Source organism: Stenotrophomonas sp. YJH_SMC_17, assembly GCF_059371655.1.
On record NZ_JCAFUU010000003.1, the window covers coordinates 34,570 to 55,728 of the forward strand.

Annotated in this window: 17 protein-coding genes; 9 read left to right on the forward strand and 8 right to left on the reverse strand. The window is 68.5% G+C overall.

The window, feature by feature from the left end; translation table 11 throughout:
- Positions 1–81: 81 nt before the first annotated feature.
- Genes smeA through smeC form a run of 3 tightly spaced genes read left to right on the forward strand, consistent with a single transcriptional unit; the run spans position 82 to position 5,852 of the window.
- A complete protein-coding gene (smeA, locus tag AC5P8Z_RS09865) occupies positions 82–1,278 on the forward strand; it encodes a multidrug efflux RND transporter periplasmic adaptor subunit SmeA (RefSeq protein ID WP_495228953.1) in 1,197 nt (398 codons plus the stop codon).
- 12 nt (positions 1,279–1,290) lie between these two features.
- Positions 1,291–4,440 carry a multidrug efflux RND transporter permease subunit SmeB gene (gene smeB / locus AC5P8Z_RS09870; protein ID WP_495228954.1) on the forward strand — a complete coding sequence of 1,050 codons (3,150 nt, stop codon included), beginning with the start codon at positions 1,291–1,293 and terminating at the stop codon, positions 4,438–4,440.
- Positions 4,437–5,852, forward strand: coding sequence for a multidrug efflux transporter outer membrane subunit SmeC (gene smeC / locus AC5P8Z_RS09875; RefSeq protein ID WP_495228955.1), 1,416 nt, complete (start codon positions 4,437–4,439; stop codon positions 5,850–5,852). Before smeB ends, smeC begins: the two co-directional genes overlap by 4 nt.
- Positions 5,853–6,003: 151 nt before the next feature.
- On the opposite strand, the gene mnmG is transcribed toward smeC, so the two are convergent.
- Both mnmG and AC5P8Z_RS09885 read right to left on the reverse strand, forming a co-directional pair.
- Positions 6,004–7,893: a tRNA uridine-5-carboxymethylaminomethyl(34) synthesis enzyme MnmG gene (mnmG, locus tag AC5P8Z_RS09880; protein WP_286070281.1), complete on the reverse strand. Its 1,890-nt coding sequence runs from the start codon at positions 7,891–7,893 to the stop codon at positions 6,004–6,006.
- Positions 7,894–8,447: 554 nt separating this feature from the next.
- Positions 8,448–8,939, reverse strand: a complete 492-nt coding sequence (locus tag AC5P8Z_RS09885; RefSeq protein WP_286070280.1) for a hypothetical protein — start codon at positions 8,937–8,939, stop codon at positions 8,448–8,450.
- A gap of 160 nt (positions 8,940–9,099) precedes the next feature.
- Between AC5P8Z_RS09885 and AC5P8Z_RS09890 the strand changes: the two genes are divergently transcribed.
- Together AC5P8Z_RS09890 and AC5P8Z_RS09895 are read left to right on the forward strand one after the other, a co-directional pair.
- Positions 9,100–10,062 (forward strand): pyridoxal-phosphate dependent enzyme, encoded by a 963-nt coding sequence (locus tag AC5P8Z_RS09890; RefSeq protein ID WP_286070279.1) that lies wholly within the window; start codon positions 9,100–9,102, stop codon positions 10,060–10,062.
- Positions 10,047–10,691, forward strand: coding sequence for a YdcF family protein (locus tag AC5P8Z_RS09895; protein ID WP_286072071.1), 645 nt, complete (start codon positions 10,047–10,049; stop codon positions 10,689–10,691). The genes AC5P8Z_RS09890 and AC5P8Z_RS09895 overlap by 16 nt, the downstream gene beginning before the upstream one ends.
- A gap of 164 nt (positions 10,692–10,855) precedes the next feature.
- Here the strand turns inward: AC5P8Z_RS09895 and bioC are convergent, their stop codons facing one another.
- The 5 genes from bioC to bioB form a co-directional block, all read right to left on the reverse strand.
- Positions 10,856–11,740 carry a malonyl-ACP O-methyltransferase BioC gene (gene bioC / locus AC5P8Z_RS09900; protein WP_286070278.1) on the reverse strand — a complete coding sequence of 295 codons (885 nt, stop codon included), beginning with the start codon at positions 11,738–11,740 and terminating at the stop codon, positions 10,856–10,858.
- 12 nt (positions 11,741–11,752) lie between these two features.
- Complete coding sequence (locus AC5P8Z_RS09905) at positions 11,753–12,532, reverse strand: SDR family oxidoreductase (protein WP_286070277.1); 780 nt, start codon at positions 12,530–12,532, stop codon at positions 11,753–11,755.
- A 29-nt stretch (positions 12,533–12,561) separates the two neighbouring features.
- A complete protein-coding gene (gene bioH, locus AC5P8Z_RS09910; RefSeq protein ID WP_495228956.1) occupies positions 12,562–13,341 on the reverse strand; it encodes a pimeloyl-ACP methyl ester esterase BioH in 780 nt (259 codons plus the stop codon).
- A gap of 17 nt (positions 13,342–13,358) precedes the next feature.
- A complete protein-coding gene (gene bioF / locus AC5P8Z_RS09915; RefSeq protein ID WP_495228957.1) occupies positions 13,359–14,582 on the reverse strand; it encodes an 8-amino-7-oxononanoate synthase in 1,224 nt (407 codons plus the stop codon).
- A 67-nt stretch (positions 14,583–14,649) separates the two neighbouring features.
- Positions 14,650–15,693, reverse strand: a complete 1,044-nt coding sequence (gene bioB / locus AC5P8Z_RS09920; protein ID WP_286070274.1) for a biotin synthase BioB — start codon at positions 15,691–15,693, stop codon at positions 14,650–14,652.
- Positions 15,694–15,896: 203 nt separating this feature from the next.
- Between bioB and AC5P8Z_RS09925 the strand changes: the two genes are divergently transcribed.
- From AC5P8Z_RS09925 to AC5P8Z_RS09940, 4 genes are all read left to right on the forward strand, one after another.
- Positions 15,897–17,237, forward strand: a complete 1,341-nt coding sequence (locus AC5P8Z_RS09925; protein ID WP_495228958.1) for a chloride channel protein — start codon at positions 15,897–15,899, stop codon at positions 17,235–17,237.
- Positions 17,238–17,322: 85 nt separating this feature from the next.
- A complete protein-coding gene (locus AC5P8Z_RS09930; protein WP_286070272.1) occupies positions 17,323–18,018 on the forward strand; it encodes a ComF family protein in 696 nt (231 codons plus the stop codon).
- A 58-nt stretch (positions 18,019–18,076) separates the two neighbouring features.
- A complete protein-coding gene (locus tag AC5P8Z_RS09935) occupies positions 18,077–18,628 on the forward strand; it encodes an HdeD family acid-resistance protein (protein ID WP_286070271.1) in 552 nt (183 codons plus the stop codon).
- A 107-nt stretch (positions 18,629–18,735) separates the two neighbouring features.
- Positions 18,736–19,095, forward strand: a complete 360-nt coding sequence (locus tag AC5P8Z_RS09940) for a SecDF P1 head subdomain-containing protein (RefSeq protein WP_495228959.1) — start codon at positions 18,736–18,738, stop codon at positions 19,093–19,095.
- Between the two features lie 174 nt (positions 19,096–19,269).
- Here AC5P8Z_RS09940 and AC5P8Z_RS09945 read toward each other — a convergent pair whose 3' ends face one another.
- On the reverse strand, positions 19,270–21,081 hold the full coding sequence (locus tag AC5P8Z_RS09945; protein WP_495228960.1) for an MFS transporter: 1,812 nt from the start codon (positions 21,079–21,081) through the stop codon (positions 19,270–19,272).
- Positions 21,082–21,159: the final 78 nt, after the last annotated feature.

The window sequence follows — 21,159 nt, forward strand, 5'->3', positions numbered from 1 at the left end:
GAGCTGGTCGCACAATCTCCATATTCTCTGCACAGTTCCACGGCAGCGTGCACGGGTCAACGCAAGGCCCCCACGCCCCCCATGTCCCTCCTGCGCCCGCTGTCCCGTACCCCCCGTCCGCTGTTGTTGCCCCTGCTGCTGGCCTTGGCGGCCTGTTCGGCGGGCAGGACTGAAGCCCCGGCCATGCCCGAAGTGGGCATCATCAACGCCAGCGCGCAGCCGCTGGCGCTGCAGCAGACCCTGCCGGGTCGCGCGGTGCCGTTCGAGATTTCCGAGGTGCGGCCGCAGATCGGCGGCCTGATCCGCCAGCGGTTGTTCACCGAAGGCCAGCAGGTCAAGGCCGGCCAGCTGCTGTACCAGGTCGACCCGGCGCCGTACCAGGCGGCTTTCGATACCGCCCGTGGCCAGCTGGCGCAGGCTGAGGCCACCGTGCTGTCGGCGCAGCCGAAGGCCGAGCGCACCCGCGCGCTGGTGAGCATGGATGCGGCCAGCAAGCAGGACGCCGACGATGCCACCTCGGCATTGAAGCAGGCGCAGGCCAACGTGATTGCGGCGCGCGCGGCATTGCAGGCCGCGCGCATCAACCTCGACTACACCCGCGTGACCGCTCCCATCGACGGTCGCATCGGCACCTCCAGCGTCACCGCTGGCGCGCTGGTCGCGGCCGGGCAGGACGCCGCGCTGACCACCATCCAGCGGTTGGACCCGGTCTACCTGGATGTCACCCAGTCCAGCACGCAGATGCTGGCGCTGCGCAAACAGCTCGATGCCGGCCTGGTGAAGGCCATCGATGGCAAGGCGCAGGTGAAGGTGCTGCTGGAAGACGGCAGCACTTACGCGCATGAAGGCACCCTGGAGTTCGTCGGCAGCGCGGTGGATCCGGGCACCGGCAACGTGGTGCTGCGCGCGGTCATCCCGAATCCGGACGGACTGCTGCTGCCGGGCATGTACCTGAAGGCAGTGCTGCCGATGGCCACCGACGCGCGCGCGCTGCTGGTGCCGCAGAAGGCGGTGCTGCGCAACGAACGCGGCGAGCCGCTGCTGCGCCTGCTTGATGCCAGGGATCATGTGATCGAGCGCCGGGTCAGCACCGGCCAGGTGGTCGGCAACCAGTGGCAGATCACCGACGGCCTCATGGCCGGCGAACGGGTGATCGTCAGCAACGGTAGTGCGGTTTCGCTCGGCCAGCAGGTGAAGGCGGTGCAGGCCACGACGGCGCAGCTGGCGACGATGCCGGCGATCGACCCGAACGGCAACACCGACGAAAAGTCGCACTGAGGCCTGCCGCACATGGTTCGTTTCTTCATCGACCGGCCGATCTTCGCCTGGGTGATCGCCATCGCGGTCAGCCTGCTCGGCCTGCTTGCGATCCTGATCCTGCCGGTGGACCGCTATCCGCAGATCGCGCCACCGACCATCACCATCCGCGCCACCTACACCGGTGCGTCGTCGCAGACCGTGGAAAACGCGGTCACCCAGGTCATCGAGCAGTCGCAGCAGAGCCTTGATCACCTGATGTACATGACCTCGACCAGTGCCTCCGACGGCTCGGCGCAGGTCAACCTGGTGTTCGCCACCGGCACCAACCCGGATACCGCGCAGGTGCAGGTGCAGAACCAGCTGCAGGCGGCCATGGCCACGCTGCCGCAGGCGGTGCAGCAGAACGGCCTGACCATCACCAAGTCCAGTGGTTCGATCTTCGAGGTGCTGTCGTTCACCAGCGAAGACGGCAGCATGGACAACTTCGATGTCGCCAACTTCATGGAAGCGCGCATCGACGACCAGATCAGCCGCGTCAGCGGTGTCGGCAACATCCAGCCGATCGGCCAGGAGTACGCCATGCGTATCTGGCTGGACCCGGAGAAGATGCGCCAGTACGCGTTGATGCCCTCGGACATCGAGAGCGCGCTGCAGGCGCAGAACACCGATGTCTCGGCCGGTGAACTCGGCGGCCAGCCGGCGCTGAAGGGCCAGCAGCTCGACGCCACGGTGACCGCGCGCAGCCGCCTGCACACCCCCGAGCATTTCGCGCAGGTGGTGCTCAAGGCCGATGCCAACGGCAGCGTGGTGCATCTGGGCGACGTGGCGACGATCGGCCTGGGCCCTGAGAGCTACGACAGCATCAGTACTTTCAACGGCAAGCCGTCGGCGTCACTGGGCATCGAACTCAATGCCGGTGCCAACGCCATCGCCGTGTCCAAGGCCATCGATGCACGGCTTCAGCAGCTGCAGAAGTACTGGCCGCATGGCTACACCGCCCACGTGGCGTTCACCACCACGCCGTTCGTGACCATCTCGCTGAAGGAAGTGGTGATCACCCTGATCGAGGCGATCATCCTGGTGGTGCTGGTGATGTACCTGTTCCTGCAGAACTGGCGCGCCACCCTGATCCCGACCATTGCGGTGCCGGTGGTGCTGCTCGGCACGTTCGGCGTGCTGGCCGCATTTGGGTATTCGATCAACACCTTGACCATGTTCGCGCTGGTGCTGGCCATCGGCCTGCTGGTGGACGATGCCATCGTGGTGGTGGAGAACGTAGAGCGGGTAATGACCTTCGAAGGGCTGGCGCCGAAGCCGGCCACGCTGAAGGCGATGGGCCAGATCACCGGCGCGCTGGTCGGCATCGTGCTGGTGCTGACCGCAGTGTTCCTGCCGATGGCGTTCTTCAGCGGCGTCACCGGCGTGATCTACCGCCAGTTCTCGGTGACGATCGCCGCTGCCATGATCCTGTCGGTGCTGGTGGCGATGACCATCACTCCCGCACTGTGCGGCAGCATCCTGCACCCGATTCCCAAGGGCGGCAATCCGCACGGCGACCACGGCGGCGAACCGGGCCTGCTGGGCAAGTTCTTCATCTGGTTCAACCACCGCTTCGAGCGCACCTCCAACGGCCTGCGCCATCGCGTGGATGGTTTCCTTGGCCGGCGCACGCTGGGCGTGCTGTTCTACCTGGTGCTGAGCGTGGCCACCGGCCTGCTGCTGTGGCACCTGCCGGGTGCATTCCTGCCTGATGAGGATCAGGGCATGCTCAACGCACTGGTCAAGCTACCGGCCGGCGCCACGCTGGAGCAGACCCGCGCGGTGATGGATCGCCTCAGTGCGGTGGCGGTGAAGGACGACGGCGTGCTGTCGATCCAGGCCACCGCCGGTTTCAGCGTGACCGGCAGCGGCCAGAATGTCGGCCAGGCCTTCATCCGCCTGAAGGACTGGGATGACCGCAAGGACGACGCCGATACCATCGCCGCGCGGTTGACCAAAGCCATGGCCAGCGTGCCCGATGCGCAGGTGTTCATCACCTCGCCACCGGCCATCCTCGGTCTCGGCGATGCGGGCGGTTTCACCCTGGAGTTGCAGGACGAAGGCGGTGCCGGCCATGCGGCCGCTGTGGCTGCGCGCAACACATTGCTGAAGGAGGCCGCAAGGGATCCAAAGCTGGTCAACGTGCGCTATGCCAGCCTGGAGGACGCGCCGGTATACGCAGTGAAGGTGGATGACGCCAAGGCGCAGGCGATGGGCGTGAATCCGCAGGACATCAACGACACCTTGAATGCCGCGCTGGGCGGCGACTTCGTCAACAACTTCATCTACAAGGGCCGCATCAAGAAGGTCTTCATCCAGGGCACCGCCGAAGCGCGCATGCAGCCGCAGGACATCGAGCGCTGGAGCGTGCGCAACCAGGCCGGTCAGATGGTGCCGCTCTCATCGCTGGTCAGCGCGCATTGGTCCAGCGCACCGGCCGCGCTGCAGCGCTACAACGGCATCTCGGCGATGGAGATCACCGGCCAGCCGGCGCCCGGCGTCAGCTCCGGCGAGGCGATGGCCGAGATCGCGCGCCTGGCCGACACGCTGCCGGAAGGCTTCAGCCACGCCTGGTCGGACATGGCCTACCAGGAACAGCTGTCGGGCAACCAGGCACCGATGCTGTACGCCATCTCGCTGCTGTTCGTGTTCCTGTGCCTGGCCGCGCTGTATGAAAGCTGGGCGGTGCCGTTCGCGGTGATGCTGGCCGTGCCGGTGGGCGTGTTCGGCGCCGTGCTGATGATGAACCTGCGCGGCCTCAACAATGACGTGTACTTCCAGGTCGGCCTGTTGACCACGATTGGCCTGGCGGCGAAGAACGGCATCCTGATCGTCGAGTTCGCGCGCATCCTGGAACAGCAGGGCAAGCCCACCCGCGAGGCGATCCTGCAGGCGGTCTACCTGCGGCTGCGGCCGATCGTGATGACGTCGCTGGCGTTCCTGATGGGCGTGCTGCCGCTGGTGTTCGCCACCGGCGCCGGTTCTGCCGCGCGCCGTTCGCTGGGTACCGGCGTAGCCGGCGGCACGATTGCCTCGATGGTGCTGGGCATGTTCTTCGTGCCGTTGTTCTACCTGCTGGTGCGCCGGATGTTCCCGGGCCGCGCGCCGGCCGAAGCCGCTGCCCCGGAGGCACGCCCATGAAGCCGATGCTGCTGCGCGCCCTGGCGGCCGCAACGATGACGACCGTGCTGGGCGGCTGCGTGAGCATGGCGCCGCATTACCAGCGCCCCGAGGCGCCGGTGCCGGCACAGTTCGGCAATGCCGCCACTGGCGAGGCCGATTCCGCGCTGGCGATGCCGGCCTGGCGCGACGTGTTCCTGGAACCACGCCTGCAGCAGGTCATCGCGCTGGCGCTGCAGAACAACCGCGACCTGCGCGTGGCGGTGCTGCAGGTGGAAAAGGAACGCGCGCAGTACCGCATCCAGCGCGCAGCACTGCTGCCGTCGGTGGATGCCAGCGGCAGTGTCACCCGGTCGCGGGTGAGCGATGCCAACAGCGAGACCGGCGTCACCCAGGTGACCGGATCCGATGCCGTGCAGGTCGGCATCAGCAGCTGGGAGCTGGACCTGTTCGGGCGCATCCGCAGCCTGAAGAACGAGGCCCTGCAGAACTGGCTGGCCAGCGCCGAGAACCAGCGTGCGGCGCGCACCAGCCTGATCGCCGAAGTGGCGACGGCGTGGCTGGCGCTGGCGGCCGATGGGCAGTCGTTGGCATTCACGCAACAGACCCTGGACAGCCAGCAGCAGACCCTGCAGCGCATCGAAGCGCGTCATGCGCAGGGGCTGGCCTCGGGGCTGGACCTGTCGCAGGTGCAGACCAGCGTGGAGGCCGCGCGCGGCGCGCTTGCCAAGCTGCAGACCCAGCAGGCGCAGGATCGCGATGCGTTGCAGTTGCTGGTGGGGGAGCCACTGGATCCAGCCCTGCTGCCGACCACGCAGGCGCTGGATGGCAGCGTGGCACTGGCGCCGTTGGCGGCCAACCTGCCGTCCAGCGTGCTGCTGCAGCGCCCGGATGTACTGTCCGCTGAGCATGCGTTGCAGGCCGCCAATGCCGATATCGGTGCCGCGCGCGCTGCATTCTTCCCGACGCTGACATTGACCGCCAACTACGGCCATAGCTCCGCCGCGTTGTCGACGCTGTTCTCGGCCGGCACCCGCGGCTGGTCGTTTGCGCCGAGCATCACCGCGCCGATCTTCCACGCCGGCGCACTGAAGGCGTCGCTGGATGCCTCGAAGATCGGCAGGGACATCGGCATCGCGCAGTATGAGAAAGCGATCCAGCAGGCCTTCAGTGAAGTGGCCGATGCGCTGGCCACGCGCGATCACCTGACCGTGCAGATGGACGCGCAACGCGCGCTGGTCGCTACCAGCCAGCGCAGCTACATGCTGGCCGACGCGCGTTACCGCACCGGGCTGGACGGCTACCTGCAGTCGCTGGATGCGCAGCGCAGCCTGTATGCCGCGCAGCAGGACCTGATCGCACTCCAGCAGCAGGAAGCGGGCAACCGGGTGACGTTGTTCAAGGTCTTGGGCGGCTGCGCCGACGCACAGTAGCGCGTGCGTTCCGGTGGGTGCCGACCTTGGTCGGCACAGATGCCATGCGGCATCGCGATCGGATGATTCGTGCCGACCAAGGTCGGTACCCACCAGAGCAGAGTCATGTCCCGACCAAGGTCGGTACCCACCAGAAGCGGACGGTCCTGCGTTACGCCACGCGCCCGCGGCGCGCGCGCTCCAGATGCACCAGCAGCAGAGAGATCGCCGCCGGGGTCATGCCGGGAATCCGCTGCGCCTGGCCGATGGTCTGCGGTCGCACGCGCTCCAGTTTCTGCAGCGCCTCGGCCGACAGCCCGCGAACGGTCGCATAGTCGAACGCCTCGGCGATCGGCGTGGCCTCATGCCGCTGCTGGCGCTCGATTTCCTCGCGCTGGCGGTCCAGGTAGCCGGCGTACTTCACGCCGATCTCCACCTGTTCTGCCACCTTGCCGTCGGCTACCGCCGGGCCCAGCGACGGCACCTGCATCAGCTGCGCGTAGTCCAGCTCGGGGCGCTTGATCAGGTCCAGCACGTTGGTTTCGCGGCTGACCGCCACGCCCAGCGTGTCCTGCAGTTCACGGCCCAGTGCATTGGCCGGGGTCGCCCACAGCGCGCCCAGCCGCGCACGCTCGGCGGCGACGGCGGCCTGCTTGGTCTCGAACGCGCTCCAGCGGCGGTCATCCACCAGGCCCATCTCGCGGCCGGCCGGGGTCAGGCGCTGGTCGGCATTGTCCTCGCGCAGCTGCAGGCGGTATTCGGCGCGGCTGGTGAACATGCGGTACGGCTCGTTGGTGCCGTGGGTGATCAGGTCATCGACCAGCACGCCCAGGTATGCCTCGTCGCGACGGGGGCACCAACCGTCCAGCCCACGCACCTGGCGTGCGGCGTTCAGGCCGGCCAGCAGGCCCTGCGCGGCGGCCTCTTCATAGCCGGTGGTGCCGTTGATCTGGCCGGCGAAGAACAGGCCGTTGACCAGCTTGGTCTCCAGCGAAGCCTTCAGCCCACGCGGATCGAAGAAGTCGTACTCGATCGCATAGCCGGGGCGGGTGATGTGCGCGTTTTCGAAGCCGCGGATGCTGCGCACCATCTCCAGCTGCACGTCGAATGGCAGCGAGGTGGAAATGCCGTTGGGGTAGATCTCGACGATGCCCAGGCCTTCGGGTTCGACGAAGATCTGGTGGCTGGCCTTCTCGGCGAAGCGCACCACCTTGTCTTCGATGGACGGGCAGTAGCGCGGGCCGATGCCTTCGATCTGGCCGCTGTACAGCGGCGAGCGGTGCAGGGCATCGCGGATGATCTGGTGGGTCTGCTCGGTAGTGTGGGTGATCCAGCAGCTGACCTGCTGCGGATGCTCGTCCACCGAGCCGAGGAAAGACATCACCGGCCGCGGCGAATCGCCCGGCTGCTCGTCCATCACGCTGTAGTCCAGCGAGCGGCCATCGATGCGCGGCGGCGTGCCGGTCTTCAGGCGGTCGACCTGGAACGGACGCTCGCGCAGGCGCGCGGCCAGCGTGGTGGCCGGCGGGTCGCCCATGCGGCCGGCGGCGTACTGGGTCGGGCCGACGTGGATCTTGCCGGCCAGGAAGGTGCCGGCGGTCAGCACCACCGCCTCGGCGTCGAAGCGCAACCCGGTCTGGGTGATGACCCCGCGCACGGCGTCGCCTTCGATCACCAGGTCATCGACCGCGGCCTGGAACACGGTCAGGTTGTCCTGGCCTTCGACGATGGCGCGGATCGCCATGCGGTACAGGTTGCGGTCGGCCTGGCAGCGGGTGGCGCGCACGGCCGGGCCCTTGGACGCATTGAGGGTGCGCCACTGGATGCCGGCGCGGTCGGCGGCATGCGCCATCGCACCACCCAGGGCGTCGATTTCCTTGACCAGATGGCCCTTGCCGATGCCGCCGATGGCCGGGTTGCAGCTCATCGCGCCCACGGTTTCGATGTTGTGGGTCAGCAGCAGGGTGCGCACGCCGGTGCGGGCCGCGGCCAGCGCGGCTTCGGTGCCAGCGTGGCCACCGCCGATGACGATGACGTCGTAACGATGGAAGGACGGGTTCATGGGAGGCTGTTCAGCTGGGGGCGGGCGCGGCCCCGGGGGGGGCGGCGCCGGGGTGGCGATTTTAGCGCCATTCGGGGCCGGGTCGTCGGGGCCGGCCGACCGGTGTCGAAATCAGCCCTAAAGTTGGCAGGATTTTTGCAGATAACCCAATAGCACCCATCGTGGCTGGCGCCGTGGGCGCCCGTGACCGGAATTGGAACAGGGGCCGGTACAGGCGCACGGTGGGGGAGCAGAGGGCCGGCAGTCGGGGGACTGTCCGGCCCTGTTTTTTTGGAGCTGTCGGGACGGCGCCATCCACGCATGGCGTGGATCTACTGACGCTGGGGCCCTTGCCGGTCGGCGACCCAACAAAACAAACGGCCCCGCATTGCGGGGCCGTCTGCCTTCAGAGGTGCCGACATCCGACAGGGCCGGAACAGGGGGGATCCAGATGTTCCTGTCGGATATCGACGCAGAGCCTTTTGCGGCGGCCCGTGTCGTTTTTGTCACTTTGTGACGCGGGCCGTCACTGTCCGCGTAGAGTGCGGCTTAGACCGTGTGAAATGCAAGACGGTTCAGCGCTCAACTGTGCGCTGCGTCGCACGATCCATGTTGCGCCAAGGGGAACCGTTCATCCTCGGTGCGCTCGGTGCCGGGGCCGGACGGGCCTGCGGCGGCGGCGCCGACGGTTGCATGTTCGACTGCGGCGGGCGACGCATCGAATCCATGTTCCGCCACGGCGAGCCGCCGTTGTACGACGGCCGTGACGGCGGCGGGGGACGGTTCTCGCCGCCGTTGCCGGGCGGGCGCGGCGGCGGGCGGTGGTTGTGCGGCGGACGGTAGATCGGGCGCGAGTAGTACGGGTTGCCGTAGCCGCCGTAATAGCCGCCATAGCCACCGTAGTACGGGTAGCCGTAGTTGTAGGGATAGCCGGCGGGGTAGCGGTACTCCACCGACGGCGCACCGTGGTAGTAGCCGCCACCGCGGCTACCACCTACATAGTCGTAGGTGGTGCAGCCGGTCAGGGCCAGCAGCAGGCCACCGGCAAGCAACAGGCGCATTTTCATGGTGGGTCCCCCCAGAGGACGGGTTGTGCCGCCAGCTTCGGGCGCAGGCGTTGAATCGGCCCTTAATTCCGCTGGCCAGAATGAATGGAGGTGAAGGCCCTCATGCTGGCATGGCCTGTGCCGGGGTCGCCAGCGCGCGGCCATACGTTAATCTTGCGTCATGAGCGATTCACTGTTGCCCCGCGCCGACGACGTCCTGCTTGCTGCTGCGAGGATCGCCCCGCATGCCAGCGTGACCCCGGTGCTGCGCTCGCGCACGCTCGATGCGATGACCGGCGCGCAGCTGGCGTTCAAGGCCGAGCACCTGCAGCGCGGTGGCGCATTCAAGTTCCGCGGTGCCTGCAATGCGGTGTGGTCGCTCGATGCCGATCGCGCCAGTGCCGGTGTGGTGACCCATTCCTCCGGCAACCACGGCGCCGCGCTGGCCCTGGCCGCGCGCACCCGTGGCATTCCCTGCCATGTGGTGGTGCCGGAAGGGGCGGTGGCGGCCAAGCTGGCCAACATCGCCCGCCACGGCGCCACGCTCTGGCGCTGCCCGCCGACCATCGCCGACCGTGAGGCCACCTGCGCCAGGGTGCAGGCCGATACCGGCGCGACCCTGGTCCATCCGTATGCGGACCCGGCGGTGATGGCCGGGCAGGGCACGGCGGCCCTGGAACTGCTGCACAGCGACGGCCCGTTCGATGTGCTGGTAGTGCCGGTGGGTGGTGGTGGCCTGGCCAGCGGTACTGCGCTGGCGCTGCAGCACGCCAGCCCGCAGACCCGCCTGGTGCTGGCCGAGCCAGCCGGAGCCGACGATACCGCGCGCTCGCTGGCCGCTGGCGAGCGGCAGGGCGCGTTCACCCCGGACACGATCTGCGATGGACTGCGTACCCTGATCGGCGCGCCCAATTTCGAACTGCTGCGCGCCGCCGGTGCCGAGGTGATCGTGGTCGATGACACCGCGACGCTGGCAGCGATGCGCCTGCTGTGGGACATCCTCAAGCAGGTGGTCGAGCCGTCCTCGGCCACCGTGCTGGCGGCGGTGCTGGCGCAGCCGCAGCGCTTCGCCGGCCTGCGCGTCGGCCTGGTGCTGTCCGGTGGCAATGTCGATCTGCCCGCCCTGCGCTGGGGGGCGGCGTGAGCCGCGGGCGGCACCGCGAACGCACCGGCCTGCTGGGCTGGTTGTGGCGGCTGTTCGTGCTGCTGGTGATCTGGCTGCTGGGCGTGACCGCCTGGATCGTCTGGGTGGGTGAACGCGACCAGGCCGCCAAGGCCGACGCCATCATCGTGCTGGGTGCCGCCGCCTACGACGCCAAGCCGTCACCGGTGTTCGAAGAGCGCATCCGCCATGGCCTGGATCTGTACGACGCCCGGTACGCGCCGCTGTTGATCTTCACCGGCGGCTATGGCGGCACCGGTGCGCGCTTCTCCGAATCGCAGGTGGCGCGGCGCTATGCGCTGAAGCATGGCGTGCCGGATGAGGCGATCCTGATCGAGACCGCCTCGCGCAATACCGTACAGAACCTGGTGGAAGCCAAGCGCTTGATGGACCAGCGCGACCTGCACCGGGTGATCATCGTCAGCGACCCGCTGCACATGGCGCGCGCGCTGCGCCTGAGCAAGGCACTGGGCATCGATGCGCTGGCCTCGTCGACGCCCAGCACGCGCTTCCGCAGCTTCCACACCAGCTGGCGCTTCCTGGTGCAGGAAATCTATTTCTTCCACCGTGACCTGGTGCGCCCGCCGCTGAGTTCGCCGGCCAACACCTGAGGCGGAAGCCTGCATTGGGTGCGTGCCGACCTTGGTCGGCACAATCTGTCAGATCGCGATGCCGCCGGCATTGTGCCGACCAGGGTCGGCACCTACCAGAGCGGGTTCCGTGCATGAGTCGGTAGTCGCCGACCGTGGTCGGCGCATCACCCGTGATCGATCGATCAGGTCTGCTTGCGCCGGATCGGAATCGCCGATACCGGCACCGAGGCCACGTCATGCCCGCCTTCGCGGATCGGCGCGCCCGGGTCCGGGGCCCAGGCGTGGGCGTAGATCACTTCCCAGCTGCTGGGCAGCTTGCCGTCGGCACGGCGCATCGGCTCGTACGCCGCCGCCGCCGCCGCGAAACGTCCGCGCCCGGTCAGGGTATGGCGGCGGTCTACCCGCGCATTGGTCGCACCCATCGCGCGCAGCTCGCGCATCAGCGAGGGCAGGTCGTCGTAGGTCAGGGTGAACAGATCGCGGTCCAGCACCGGGTCGCGGAAGCCGGCCATCATCAGTGCGTCGCCGAACTGCGCGATCTGCGCGAAGCGGCTCACGTGCGGGCGGTCGTCGGCGGCGGCGAACGCCTCATTGAGTTCGATCAGCGTTTCCGGGCCGAAGGTCGAGCACAGCAGCAGGCCACCTGGCTTGAGCACGCGGCGGAAACCGGCGAACACTGCCGGCAGGTCGTCCACCCACTGCAGGCACAGGTTGCTGAAGATCACGTCCACGCTGTTGTCGGCCAGCGGCAGCGCAGCGGCATCGCCACACAGGCGCTGGAACGGCTTCCACCAGCCGGCCTGGCGCTTGGCCTGGTCCAGCATCGGCAGCGCCACGTCCAGCGCGATCACCTGCGCCTTCGGCCAGCGCTTCTTCATCAGCGCAGTGGCGTGGCCGGTGCCTGCGCCGATGTCCAGCACCACCTCGGGCTTGCGCGCCTCCAGGTAGTCCAGCGACTCGATCAGCCGCGACTGCACCTCGCGCTGCAGGGCGGCGGCAGCGTCGTAGCTGGTGGCGGCACGCGCGAACGCGCGACGGACATGGCGGGCATCGAAGTGGGACGGCATTGCAGAAGTCTCTTAGAACGTACCGGGGTAGGTGCCGCCGTCGATCAGCAGGTTCTGCCCGGTGAGGTAACCGGCCTGTGCACTGCACAGGAAGGCGCAGGCGGCGCCGAACTCGTCCGGCGTGCCAAAGCGGCCGGCGGGAATCTGCTGGCGGCGGCGTTCGGCCACTTCGCCTGCATTGCCGTCCTTGCCCGCACTGTGGGCGAAGTTGGCACGCAGGCGGTCGGTGTCGAACTGGCCGGGCAGCAGGTTGTTGATCGTGACGTTGTAGGCCACGGTGCGGCGCGACAGGCCAGCGACGAAACCGGTCAGGCCGCTGCGCGCGCCGTTGGACAGCGCCAGGATGTCGATCGGGGCTTTCACCGCGGACGAGGTGATGTTGACGATGCGGCCGAAGCCGCGTTCCATCATCGCATCCACGGTGGCGCGGATCAGCGCGATCGGCGCCAGCATGTTGGCGTCCAGTGCGGCGATCCAGTCGTCGCGCTCGAAGCTGCGGAAGTCGCCGGGCGGTGGGCCGCCTGCGTTGTTGACCAGGATATCCACCTGCGGGCAGGCGGCCAGCGCGGCAGTACGGCCGGCCTCGGTGGTGACGTCGGCGGCGACGGCGCGCACCTCACCGGCACCTGGCAGTGCACGCAGTTCGTCGGCAGCGACCTGCAGTGCAGCCTCGCCACGGGCCACGATCACCACGTTGACGCCCTCGCGCACCAGCGCGCGTGCGCAGCCCAGGCCGAGCCCCTTGCTGGCGCCGCAGACCAGTGCCCAGCGGCCATTGATACCCAGATCCATGCGTCAGTCCTGCGGAATTCGGAGGGGTCTCATTGTCCGCCATCGGCCGGTGACAGGCCGGCAACGAAGTGTTGCAGGGCGGCGGCCACCTCATCGGCATGGCCGAGGAAAGGCGCATGTCCACCGTGGGCAATGGTCAGCGCCTGCGCGCCCGGGGCCAGCGCAGCGGCAGCCTGCATCGCCGTCGGCGACACCAGCCGGTCACGCTGGCCGGCGATCCACAAGCTGGGCTTGCCCAGCGTGGGCAGCGCGCCCCGCAGATCGGTGCCTTCGAGCAGGCGCAGGCCTTCCAGCAGGGCGCGTTCAGTGGGGGCGCCGCGCTCGACCAGGCGCTGGCGCAGCGTGCGCAGCTCCTCGCGGGCGTGCGCCGAGCCCATCACGTCCAGTGCCAGGAAGCGCTCCAGCGTGCCGCCGAAATCGTTGGCCAGCTCTCGCCCGAACTGCTCGAACACTGCCGGCTCCACTGCGTGCGGCCAGTCCTCGCCACGCACGAAGCGCGGCGTGGCGGCGATCATCGCCAGCCCGCGCACCTTCGGCAGCGTGGCCGCCGCGTGCAGTGCGAACAGGCCGCCCAGCGACCAGCCGCACCACACCGCCGGCGGCGTGGCCGCGGCAATGGCACTGACCACGAACGGCAGGCGCAGCGGGGTGGCGTCTTCGCGGCTGTGGCCATGACCGGGCAGGTCGACCCGATGCAGGGTGAACTGGTCCGCAAGTCGCTGCACCAGCGGTGCGAACACGCCGCCCTGCAGGCCCCAACCGTGGATCAACACCAGGTCCGGCCCACGGCCGGTGACTTCAATATGCATGGGCAACGACACGGAACTCAGGCAAAAGCGGGCAGCGGCGGCGGAGCGGCTTCATGCAGGGCAAGATTGACGCGGTCGCGCGCGCTGGCGATGGCCTCGACCAGGCCGCGCACCTGTTCCGGCGTGTGCAGCGCGGAGAGCGTGACGCGCAACCGTGCCTTGCCTTCCGGCACGGTCGGCGGGCGGATCGCGCCGACCATCCAGCCGGCCTGTTCCAGGGCCCTGGACATCGCCATGGCGCTGTGGTCATCGCCGCACAGCAGCGGCTGGATCGGCGTTTCCGAGGCCATCAGGTCCAGCCCGTGGCGGCGTGCTTCGCTGCGGAACAGCCCGATCAGGTCAGCCAGCTTGGAACGGCGCCAGTTGTCGCGGCGCGCCAGGCGCACCGCCTCGAGTGCAGCGGCGGCCATCGCCGGTGGCACGGCGGTGGTGTAGATGTACGGGCGCGCGGTTTCGGCCAAGTGCTCGACCAGGTCGTCGCGGCCCAGCACCAACGCACCGGAACCGCCCAAGGCCTTGCCCAGCGTCACCAGCTGCACCGGTACGTCGTCCACGCCCAGGCCGGCGGCAGCAACGGCGCCACGGCCGTCCCCCACCACGCCCACGCCATGTGCGTCATCGACGTAGAACAACGCCTGCTGCAGGCGCGCGACCAGCGACAACGCACGCAGCGGCGCGATGTCGCCATCCATGCTGAAGACACCGTCGGTGGCGAGCATCGCCGCGCCGTCGGGTGCGTGCTTGAGCTGGCGCATCGCGCCTTCCGCATCCAGGTGCGGGTAGCGGCGCAGGCGTGCACCGGCCAGCCGCGTCGCATCGAGCAGGCTGGCGTGGTTGAGCTTGTCCTGCACGCAGACGTCGTTCTCTTCGCTCAGCAGCGCCTGCTGCACCGCCAGGTTGGCGGCGAAGCCACTGCCGAACAGCAATGCACGCGGGTAACCCAGCCACTCGGCCACCTCGCGTTCGAGTGCGTCGTGCATCGCGTGGTGGCCACAGACCAGATGCGATGCACCGGCACCGGCACCTTCGCGCGCAGCGGCGTCCTGCAGCGCATTGACCACGCTGAACTGCTGCGCCAGGCCCAGATAATCGTTGCTGCAGAAGCCGGTCAGCCACTGGCCGTCCACCTCAAGGCGCACGCCATCGCGACGGGTGACCGTACGTCGCGGGCGGCGACGGCCTTGGGCATCGCGCAGAGCGCGCTGGGCGTGGAGGCGGGCGGTCAGGTCGGGGCGGGCCATGGTGGCTGAATGCGTCGACGGGGCGGCTAGGGTAGCGCGTTGCCGCGGCGCCTGCTTGCCGCCCGTCTCAGGCCGCGTGAGCGCAGCCGCAGCCGGGCGCGTCGGCGCTGATATCGGCGTGCACGGTGCCGCCGTGGTCGTGGCCTTCGGCATCCACCTGCACCGCCATCGGCTGCAGCCCCAGCCGCGCGAACAGGGCCAGGTCGCGTTCGCTTTCCGGGTTGCCGGTGGTCAGCAGCTTGTCGCCGTAGAAGATCGAGTTGGCACCGGCCAGGAAGCACAGCGCCTGCAGTTCGTCACTCATCGCCTCGCGGCCGGCCGACAGCCGCACCATCGAGCGCGGCATGGCGATGCGCGCCACCGCGATCATGCGCACGAACTCGAACGGGTCAAGCTCGGCGCTGCCATGCAGCGGCGTACCCGCCACCTGCACCAGCTTGTTGATCGGCACCGAATCCGGATGCGCCGGCAGCGTGGCCAGCGCCAGCAGCAGGCCGACGCGCTGCGCGCGCGTCTCGCCCATGCCGACGATGCCGCCGCAGCAGGTCTTCAGGCCGGCATCGCGCACGTGTTCCAGTGTATCCAGGCGGTCCTGGTACTGGCGCGTGTGGATGATCGAATCGTAGTAGTCCGGCGCGGTGTCGAGATTGTGATTGTAGTAGTCCAGACCGGCATCCTTCAGCGCACGCGCCTGCTCGCCACTGAGCATCCCGAGCGTGGCGCAGGTCTCCAGGCCCAGCGCCTTCACCCCGGCGATCATCGCCGCCACCTTCGGGATGTCACGGTCCTTCGGCGATCGCCACGCGGCACCCATGCAGAAGCGCGATGCACCGGCGGCCTTGGCCTGGCGTGCCTTGGCCAGTACCGCATCGGTGTCCATCAGCTTCTGCGCGTTCACCCCGGTGCTGTAGCGCTGCGCCTGCGGGCAGTACGCGCAGTCTTCCGGGCAGCCGCCGGTCTTCACCGACAGCAGGGTGGATACCTGCACCTGCGACGGGTCGAAGTGCTCGCGATGGACCGCTGCGGCGCGGAACAGCAGCTCAGGGAGCGGCAGCTCGAACAGCGCTTGCAGCTCGTCCTGTTGCCAGTCGTGGCGGATGGCAGCAGCCATGGCGGGACCTTGGGTACGAATGGAGCGAGGGCGGCAGTGTGGGTGGGTTGATGAACGCTGTCAACCTAAATAGAGTTATGTTGGTTTACGGAAGGCCGCTCCGATCGCGCTTGTCAGAAGCGCCGCATTTCACCGCATCCTGCAAGGGCTTCGGCCAAAGTGGCCGCTGCCCAACGGAAGCGCTGGCGCGCAGACTCTTTCCCATGACCGATCTCCATCGTCTCCGCGGCCGCATCAGCGCGCTGGTCCTCAGCGAGGCCTGGCGCCGCCGCGCCGCGCTCTGGGGCGGTGCCGTGGCCGTGGCGCTGGTGGCGATCCTGTTCGCCAAGGCCAGCGATGCGGCCTTCCATCTGTTCCAGCGCATCACCGCGCACTGGCCGTGGTGGGCCCTGCTGCTTACGCCGGGCATTTTCGCGCTGCTGGCCTGGCTGACCGCTGGCGTGCTGAAGCCTACGCGCGGCAGCGGCATTCCGCAGGTCATCGCTGCGTTGGACAAGGCGGATGAGCCGTTCCGGAAGACCAACCTGTCACCTGCGGTTTCGGCCGGGAAGCTGCTGCTGACCTCGCTGTCGTTGCTGGGGGGCGCATCGGTCGGCCGCGAGGGCCCGACGGTGCATGTGGGCGCCAGCCTGATGTACCTGTTCGGCCGCTGGTTCGGCTTCAAGGATCCCCGCGAGCTCTCGCACTTCCTGTTGGCTGGCGGCGCTGCGGGTATTGCGGCGGCCTTCAACACGCCGCTGGCGGGCATCGTTTTCGCCATCGAAGAGCTCAGCGGCCGTTTCGAACATCGCTTCTCCGGCACCTTGTTGACCGCGGTGATCGTCGGTGGCGTGGTATCGCTCGGTCTGTTGGGCAACTACACCTATTTCGGTCATGTGAGCGCACGCCTGCCGCTGGGCCAGGGCTGGCTGGCGATCCTGCTGTGCGGCGTGGTGGCAGGCCTGCTGGGTGGGCTGTTCGCACGAGCGGTGCTGGCCAGCGCTGCGGGCCGCCCGCGCTGGCTGGGGCAACTGCGGCAGCGCCATCCGGTCCTGCTGGCCGCAGGCTGCGGTCTGGCGGTGGTCGTGCTGGCGATGGTGTTCGGTGAAGGCGCGTTCGGCACCGGCTACGAACAGGCGCGCAGCCTGGTGCAGGGCCAGGCAATGGTCGGCCACGAATTCGGGCTGATGAAGCTGCTGGCCAACCTGGCGTCGTACGTGGCGGGTATTCCCGGTGGTCTGTTCTCGCCGGCGCTGGCGGTCGGCGCGGGACTGGGCCACAACCTGTCAGTGCTGATGCCGGGCGTGGACCCGCGCGCATTCGTGCTGCTGGGCATGTGCGCTTACCTGACCGGCGTCACCCAGGCACCGCTGACCTCGGCGGTGATCTCGCTGGAACTGACCGACAGTGGTGACTTGCTGTTGCCGATCCTGGCCACGGTGCTGCTTGCTCGTGGTGTATCCGGGCTGGTGTGCCGCGTGCCGATCTATCGCGGTCTGGCGGAGCTGTTGATGGTGCCGGCCTTGGCGCCGTCGGATGCAGGGCATCGCGAACGCTCAGCCTGATGGACGGTGCGGCAACGGATAACGCCGACACCGCAGCAGGCATTCCGGTGATGGCGATGCCCGCAGCGCGGCGGAAAACTGGGGCATGCGCATCCCTCTCTGGCATACGGCAACCCGTGTCTCCCGCGCGCTGCTTCGCGTGCTGCTGCCGCTGCGATGCCTGGTCTGCAACGATGACGGCCACGATGGCCTGGATCTCTGCGCGGCGTGTTACGCGGAACTTCCGTGGGCCGGCCGTGCCTGCCTGCGTTGCGCGCTGCCACTGCCCGACAACGCGCTGATCGTCTGCGGTACCTGCCGTGAGGAAGTGCCGCCGCAGGCCGCCACCCATGCCAGCCTGCTGTATCTGCCGCCGGTCGACCAGCTGCTGGTGCGCTACAAGTTCCACCAGGACCTGGCGGCCGGCCGCCTGCTCGTGCAGCTGATGCAGCGCGCACCGCCGCCCTGGTCGTGCGCGCCACTGGTGCCGGTGCCGCTGCACAACCGCCGCCTGCGCCAGCGCGGCTACAACCAGGCCGCCGAACTGTGCCGGTTGCTACCGATGCCGGTCTGGCAGGGCCTGTATCGGCGCCGGCATACGGCACCGCAGTCGGAGCGCAGCGCCGAACAGCGCCGGGACAACCTCTTCGACGCATTCGCCACGCGCGGATCAGCGCCGGTGCGGCTGACGTTGGTGGATGACGTGATGACCACCGGCAGCACGGTGATGGAGATCGCCGAGACCTTGCGTCTGGTAGGGACTGAAGAGGTGCGCGTGTGGGTCTGCGCGCGCGTGCCGTGATCGCCGCTTTCATGCGCAGGGACTAGGATGGGGCCGATTCCGGATCGAAGGAGTGGCCATGAATTCCCCTTTGTCTCCCTTGCTGTCGGGGGTCGGGCGCAGCTGGTGGATCCTGCTGCTGTACGGGTTGGTTGCGCTTGGCTTCGGCATCATCGCCATTGGCTGGCCGCTGTCGGCGGCGATGGCACTGGCCTGGACGCTGGGCGTGATGGCCATTGTCGAGGGCGTGATCAGCCTGTTCGCCCTGGTCAGCGGCGGCAGCGGCGCGTCGCGTGGCTGGCTGGCGCTGTATGTCATCGCCTCGCTGGGCTTCGGCATCCTGGCGGTGATCAATCCGCTGGCAACGGCCAGCGTGCTGGTGCTGTTCCTGGCCGCGTGGCTGCTGGTGGCCGGCATCTATCGCATCGTGTTCGCGATCCGCGTGCGCAGGCAGATCCAGGGTGAGTGGCTGCTGATCCTCAGCGGCGTACTGGCGGTGGTGCTGGGCCTGCTGTTTGCCGCCAACCCGTATGCGGGCGTGGCGGTGACCACGCTGTGGATCGGCATCGGCAGCCTGCTGTACGGCCTGCTGCAGGTACTGGTGGCGTTCAAGCTGCGGAAGCTGAAGTGAGGGCGGCCTGTCCGCTGCTGTTGGCGACGGCGTTGGGCCTGACCGGATGCATGTCAGGCACCACGCCGGGTACGACCGGGGGAGCGGACCGTCCGCCGCTTCCCGGCGTGGACGTCCGCCTGAGTGCGGTTGACGTGGCCGGGAAGGACGCAGGGGTGCCGTGGCAGGACGAGTGGCTGACGCTTCGGCAACCCCCGATCGCGAGCAGCGCGGACATCGCCGATGTGCGCGCGGTGCCGGATGGGAATGGTTTGACGGTGCTGCAGATCCGCTATCGTCCCGAGGCGCACCGGCGCATCCATGATGGCACGGCGGCGCTGGTCGGTCAGCGCATCGCCATCAGCGTGGACGGCCGTGTGGTGACGGTGGCAACGGTACAGGGACCATTTTCTGAATCGATGGGTCTGAGCGGGTTGCCGGGCAAGGACGAGGCGCGGGAACTGGCCAGGCACATCACCGGGAAATGACCGGAGGCGGTGGAGTCGACTGACAGTCGACTCTACCCAGTCGGCAGGCCATGCCTATCGGTAGGCCACACCTCGTCGGCAGGCAACATCCCATCGATACCCCACACCCGGTCGTCAGGCGCGCACGGTTGGCATGTCATGTGAGGGCATGGCCGACGCCAGGAACCGGTGCCGTCAGCTCCGCCTTCCCGCGAACCGTGCCTCGATCTCTTCCAGCGACTTGCCCTTGGTTTCCGGCAGCCACAACGCGGCCACCAGGAAGAACACGAAGGTGCACGCCGCCCAGAACACGAACATGCTGGCGTAGCCGTAGTGGCCCACCGTGGGCAGGAAGATCGCGGCGATGGTGGTTGAGACGAACTGGTTGATCAGCAGCGCGATGCTCATGCCGTTGGAGCGGATGCGGTTCGGCATCAGCTCAGACAATGCCAGCCACACGCACACGCCGGGGCCGACGGCGAAGAACGCGACGAACACCAGGATGCAGGTGGCCACCGCCCAGCCGTGTGCGGGCGGCGGCACCGGCCCGATGCGGGCCTGTTCGATGCGCAGCGGCGCCTGCTCGGCGCTGGCCGGGTCGGCGAACGGGTTGAGGTGCAGCTTGCGGAAGAACGCACCGATCACGCTGTCCGGCTGCACGGTGCCGGCGCGCTCGATGCGCAGCTCGCGATCGGTCAGGTTGTCGCTGCGCAGGGCGCGCACATTGGTGAAGTCACCGTAGGCATACGACACGGTCAGCTGCATCGGCCGGCCTTCGCTGTCGATGCCTGCGCCGAGGCGCTGCCACTGTGCGTCATCCAGCACCAGCTGCAGGCCATCGCGGCTGACCGCCGCCTGCAACTGCGGCTGCACATCGGCGCGGCCGCGCTCGGCCTGGAAGAACAGCGTGGCGGCGGCCAGCAGGGCCACGCAGATACCGCCGCTGCCCAGCATCAACAGGAACTTGCGGCCCTTGCGGTCGACCAGCAGCAGCGCGACCACGGTCATCACCGCGTTGAGCAGCTTGATCGCTACGTCGGCGCCGTTGGCCACCGAGCCGGACAGACCGGCCTGGTTGAGGATGTTGACTGCGTAGGCCAGCACCGAATTGATGCCGGTGGCCTGGGTGCAGGCCAGCACCACGCAGGCCAGCAGGAACGGCACCACGTAGCGGCGGCTGAGCAGCGGATCCCGCTTGCCGTCGCTGCTGCTCGATTCCGGGGCCTGGATCTGGGCCAGCGTGGGCTCGACCTCTGCGGCGGGAAGGACGCGCTGCAGGCTGCGGCGCGCTTCGTCGATGCGGCCGCGGCGCACCAGCCAGCGTGGCGATTCGGACAGCCAGAAGATGCCGGCGCAGAACAGCAGTCCTGGCGCCAGGCAGGTCCAGAAGATGGTGCGCCAGGCGTGGTCCTTCACCGTGAACAGTTCCTGCGCCTGCTCCGCGACCGGCAGCGAGCGCACGGCCTCGGCGGCGGCATCCACGGCATGGGCGTGGTACAGGCCGATCAGGGCTGCCAGCACCAGGCCAACGGTCAGCAGCAGCTGGAACATGGCCGCGCCTCGCCCGCGTCGTTCGGGGCTGAGCACTTCGGCCAGGTACAGCGGAATCACGACGCCGATCAAACCGCCACTGATGCCCTGCAGCAGGCGTCCCAGCAGCAGCGGCGTGTAGCCGGAGGCCAGTGCCATGATCGGAATCGAGGCGGTGAACAGCAGGCCGGCCAGCAGCATCGCGCCGCGGCGGCCGATCAGGTCGGCGATCATGCCGGCGAACAGCGAGGACAACACGCTGCCCAGCAGCACCGCTGCCACCACGAAGCCGAGCTGCTGGCTGCTGAGCTGCCAGGCGTGGCTGGCGGTCGCTTCAAGGTAGGGCAGGGCACCGGCGATGATGCCGATGTCGATGCCGTACAGCAGGCCGCCCAGGCCGCCGATGAAGAGCAGGTAGCGCACGGGCCAGCGCGGAGCGGTGGAAGCGGGTACGGCAGGTGCGGCGGCTGCGGTCATCGGCGTATTCCTGGAATAACGGGGATGGTGCGTGGCTGAGGCATTGCGCTTGCGCGCTTCATGTAGCGCCGAGCCATG

What these genes read in the sequence shown, in the direction of transcription:
- smeA (WP_495228953.1), top strand. Translation starts at nt 82, where the DNA reads ATGTCCCTCCTGCGCCCGCTGTCCCGTACCCCCCGTCCGCTGTTGTTG.
- smeB (WP_495228954.1), top strand. Translation starts at nt 1,291, where the DNA reads ATGGTTCGTTTCTTCATCGACCGGCCGATCTTCGCCTGGGTGATCGCC.
- smeC (WP_495228955.1), top strand. Translation starts at nt 4,437, where the DNA reads ATGAAGCCGATGCTGCTGCGCGCCCTGGCGGCCGCAACGATGACGACC.
- mnmG (WP_286070281.1), bottom strand. Translation starts at nt 7,893, where the DNA reads ATGAACCCGTCCTTCCATCGTTACGACGTCATCGTCATCGGCGGTGGC.
- AC5P8Z_RS09885 (WP_286070280.1), bottom strand. Translation starts at nt 8,939, where the DNA reads ATGAAAATGCGCCTGTTGCTTGCCGGTGGCCTGCTGCTGGCCCTGACC.
- AC5P8Z_RS09890 (WP_286070279.1), top strand. Translation starts at nt 9,100, where the DNA reads ATGAGCGATTCACTGTTGCCCCGCGCCGACGACGTCCTGCTTGCTGCT.
- bioC (WP_286070278.1), bottom strand. Translation starts at nt 11,740, where the DNA reads ATGCCGTCCCACTTCGATGCCCGCCATGTCCGTCGCGCGTTCGCGCGT.
- AC5P8Z_RS09905 (WP_286070277.1), bottom strand. Translation starts at nt 12,532, where the DNA reads ATGGATCTGGGTATCAATGGCCGCTGGGCACTGGTCTGCGGCGCCAGC.
- bioH (WP_495228956.1), bottom strand. Translation starts at nt 13,341, where the DNA reads ATGCATATTGAAGTCACCGGCCGTGGGCCGGACCTGGTGTTGATCCAC.
- bioF (WP_495228957.1), bottom strand. Translation starts at nt 14,582, where the DNA reads ATGGCCCGCCCCGACCTGACCGCCCGCCTCCACGCCCAGCGCGCTCTG.
- bioB (WP_286070274.1), bottom strand. Translation starts at nt 15,693, where the DNA reads ATGGCTGCTGCCATCCGCCACGACTGGCAACAGGACGAGCTGCAAGCG.
- AC5P8Z_RS09925 (WP_495228958.1), top strand. Translation starts at nt 15,897, where the DNA reads ATGACCGATCTCCATCGTCTCCGCGGCCGCATCAGCGCGCTGGTCCTC.
- AC5P8Z_RS09930 (WP_286070272.1), top strand. Translation starts at nt 17,323, where the DNA reads ATGCGCATCCCTCTCTGGCATACGGCAACCCGTGTCTCCCGCGCGCTG.
- AC5P8Z_RS09935 (WP_286070271.1), top strand. Translation starts at nt 18,077, where the DNA reads ATGAATTCCCCTTTGTCTCCCTTGCTGTCGGGGGTCGGGCGCAGCTGG.
- AC5P8Z_RS09945 (WP_495228960.1), bottom strand. Translation starts at nt 21,081, where the DNA reads ATGACCGCAGCCGCCGCACCTGCCGTACCCGCTTCCACCGCTCCGCGC.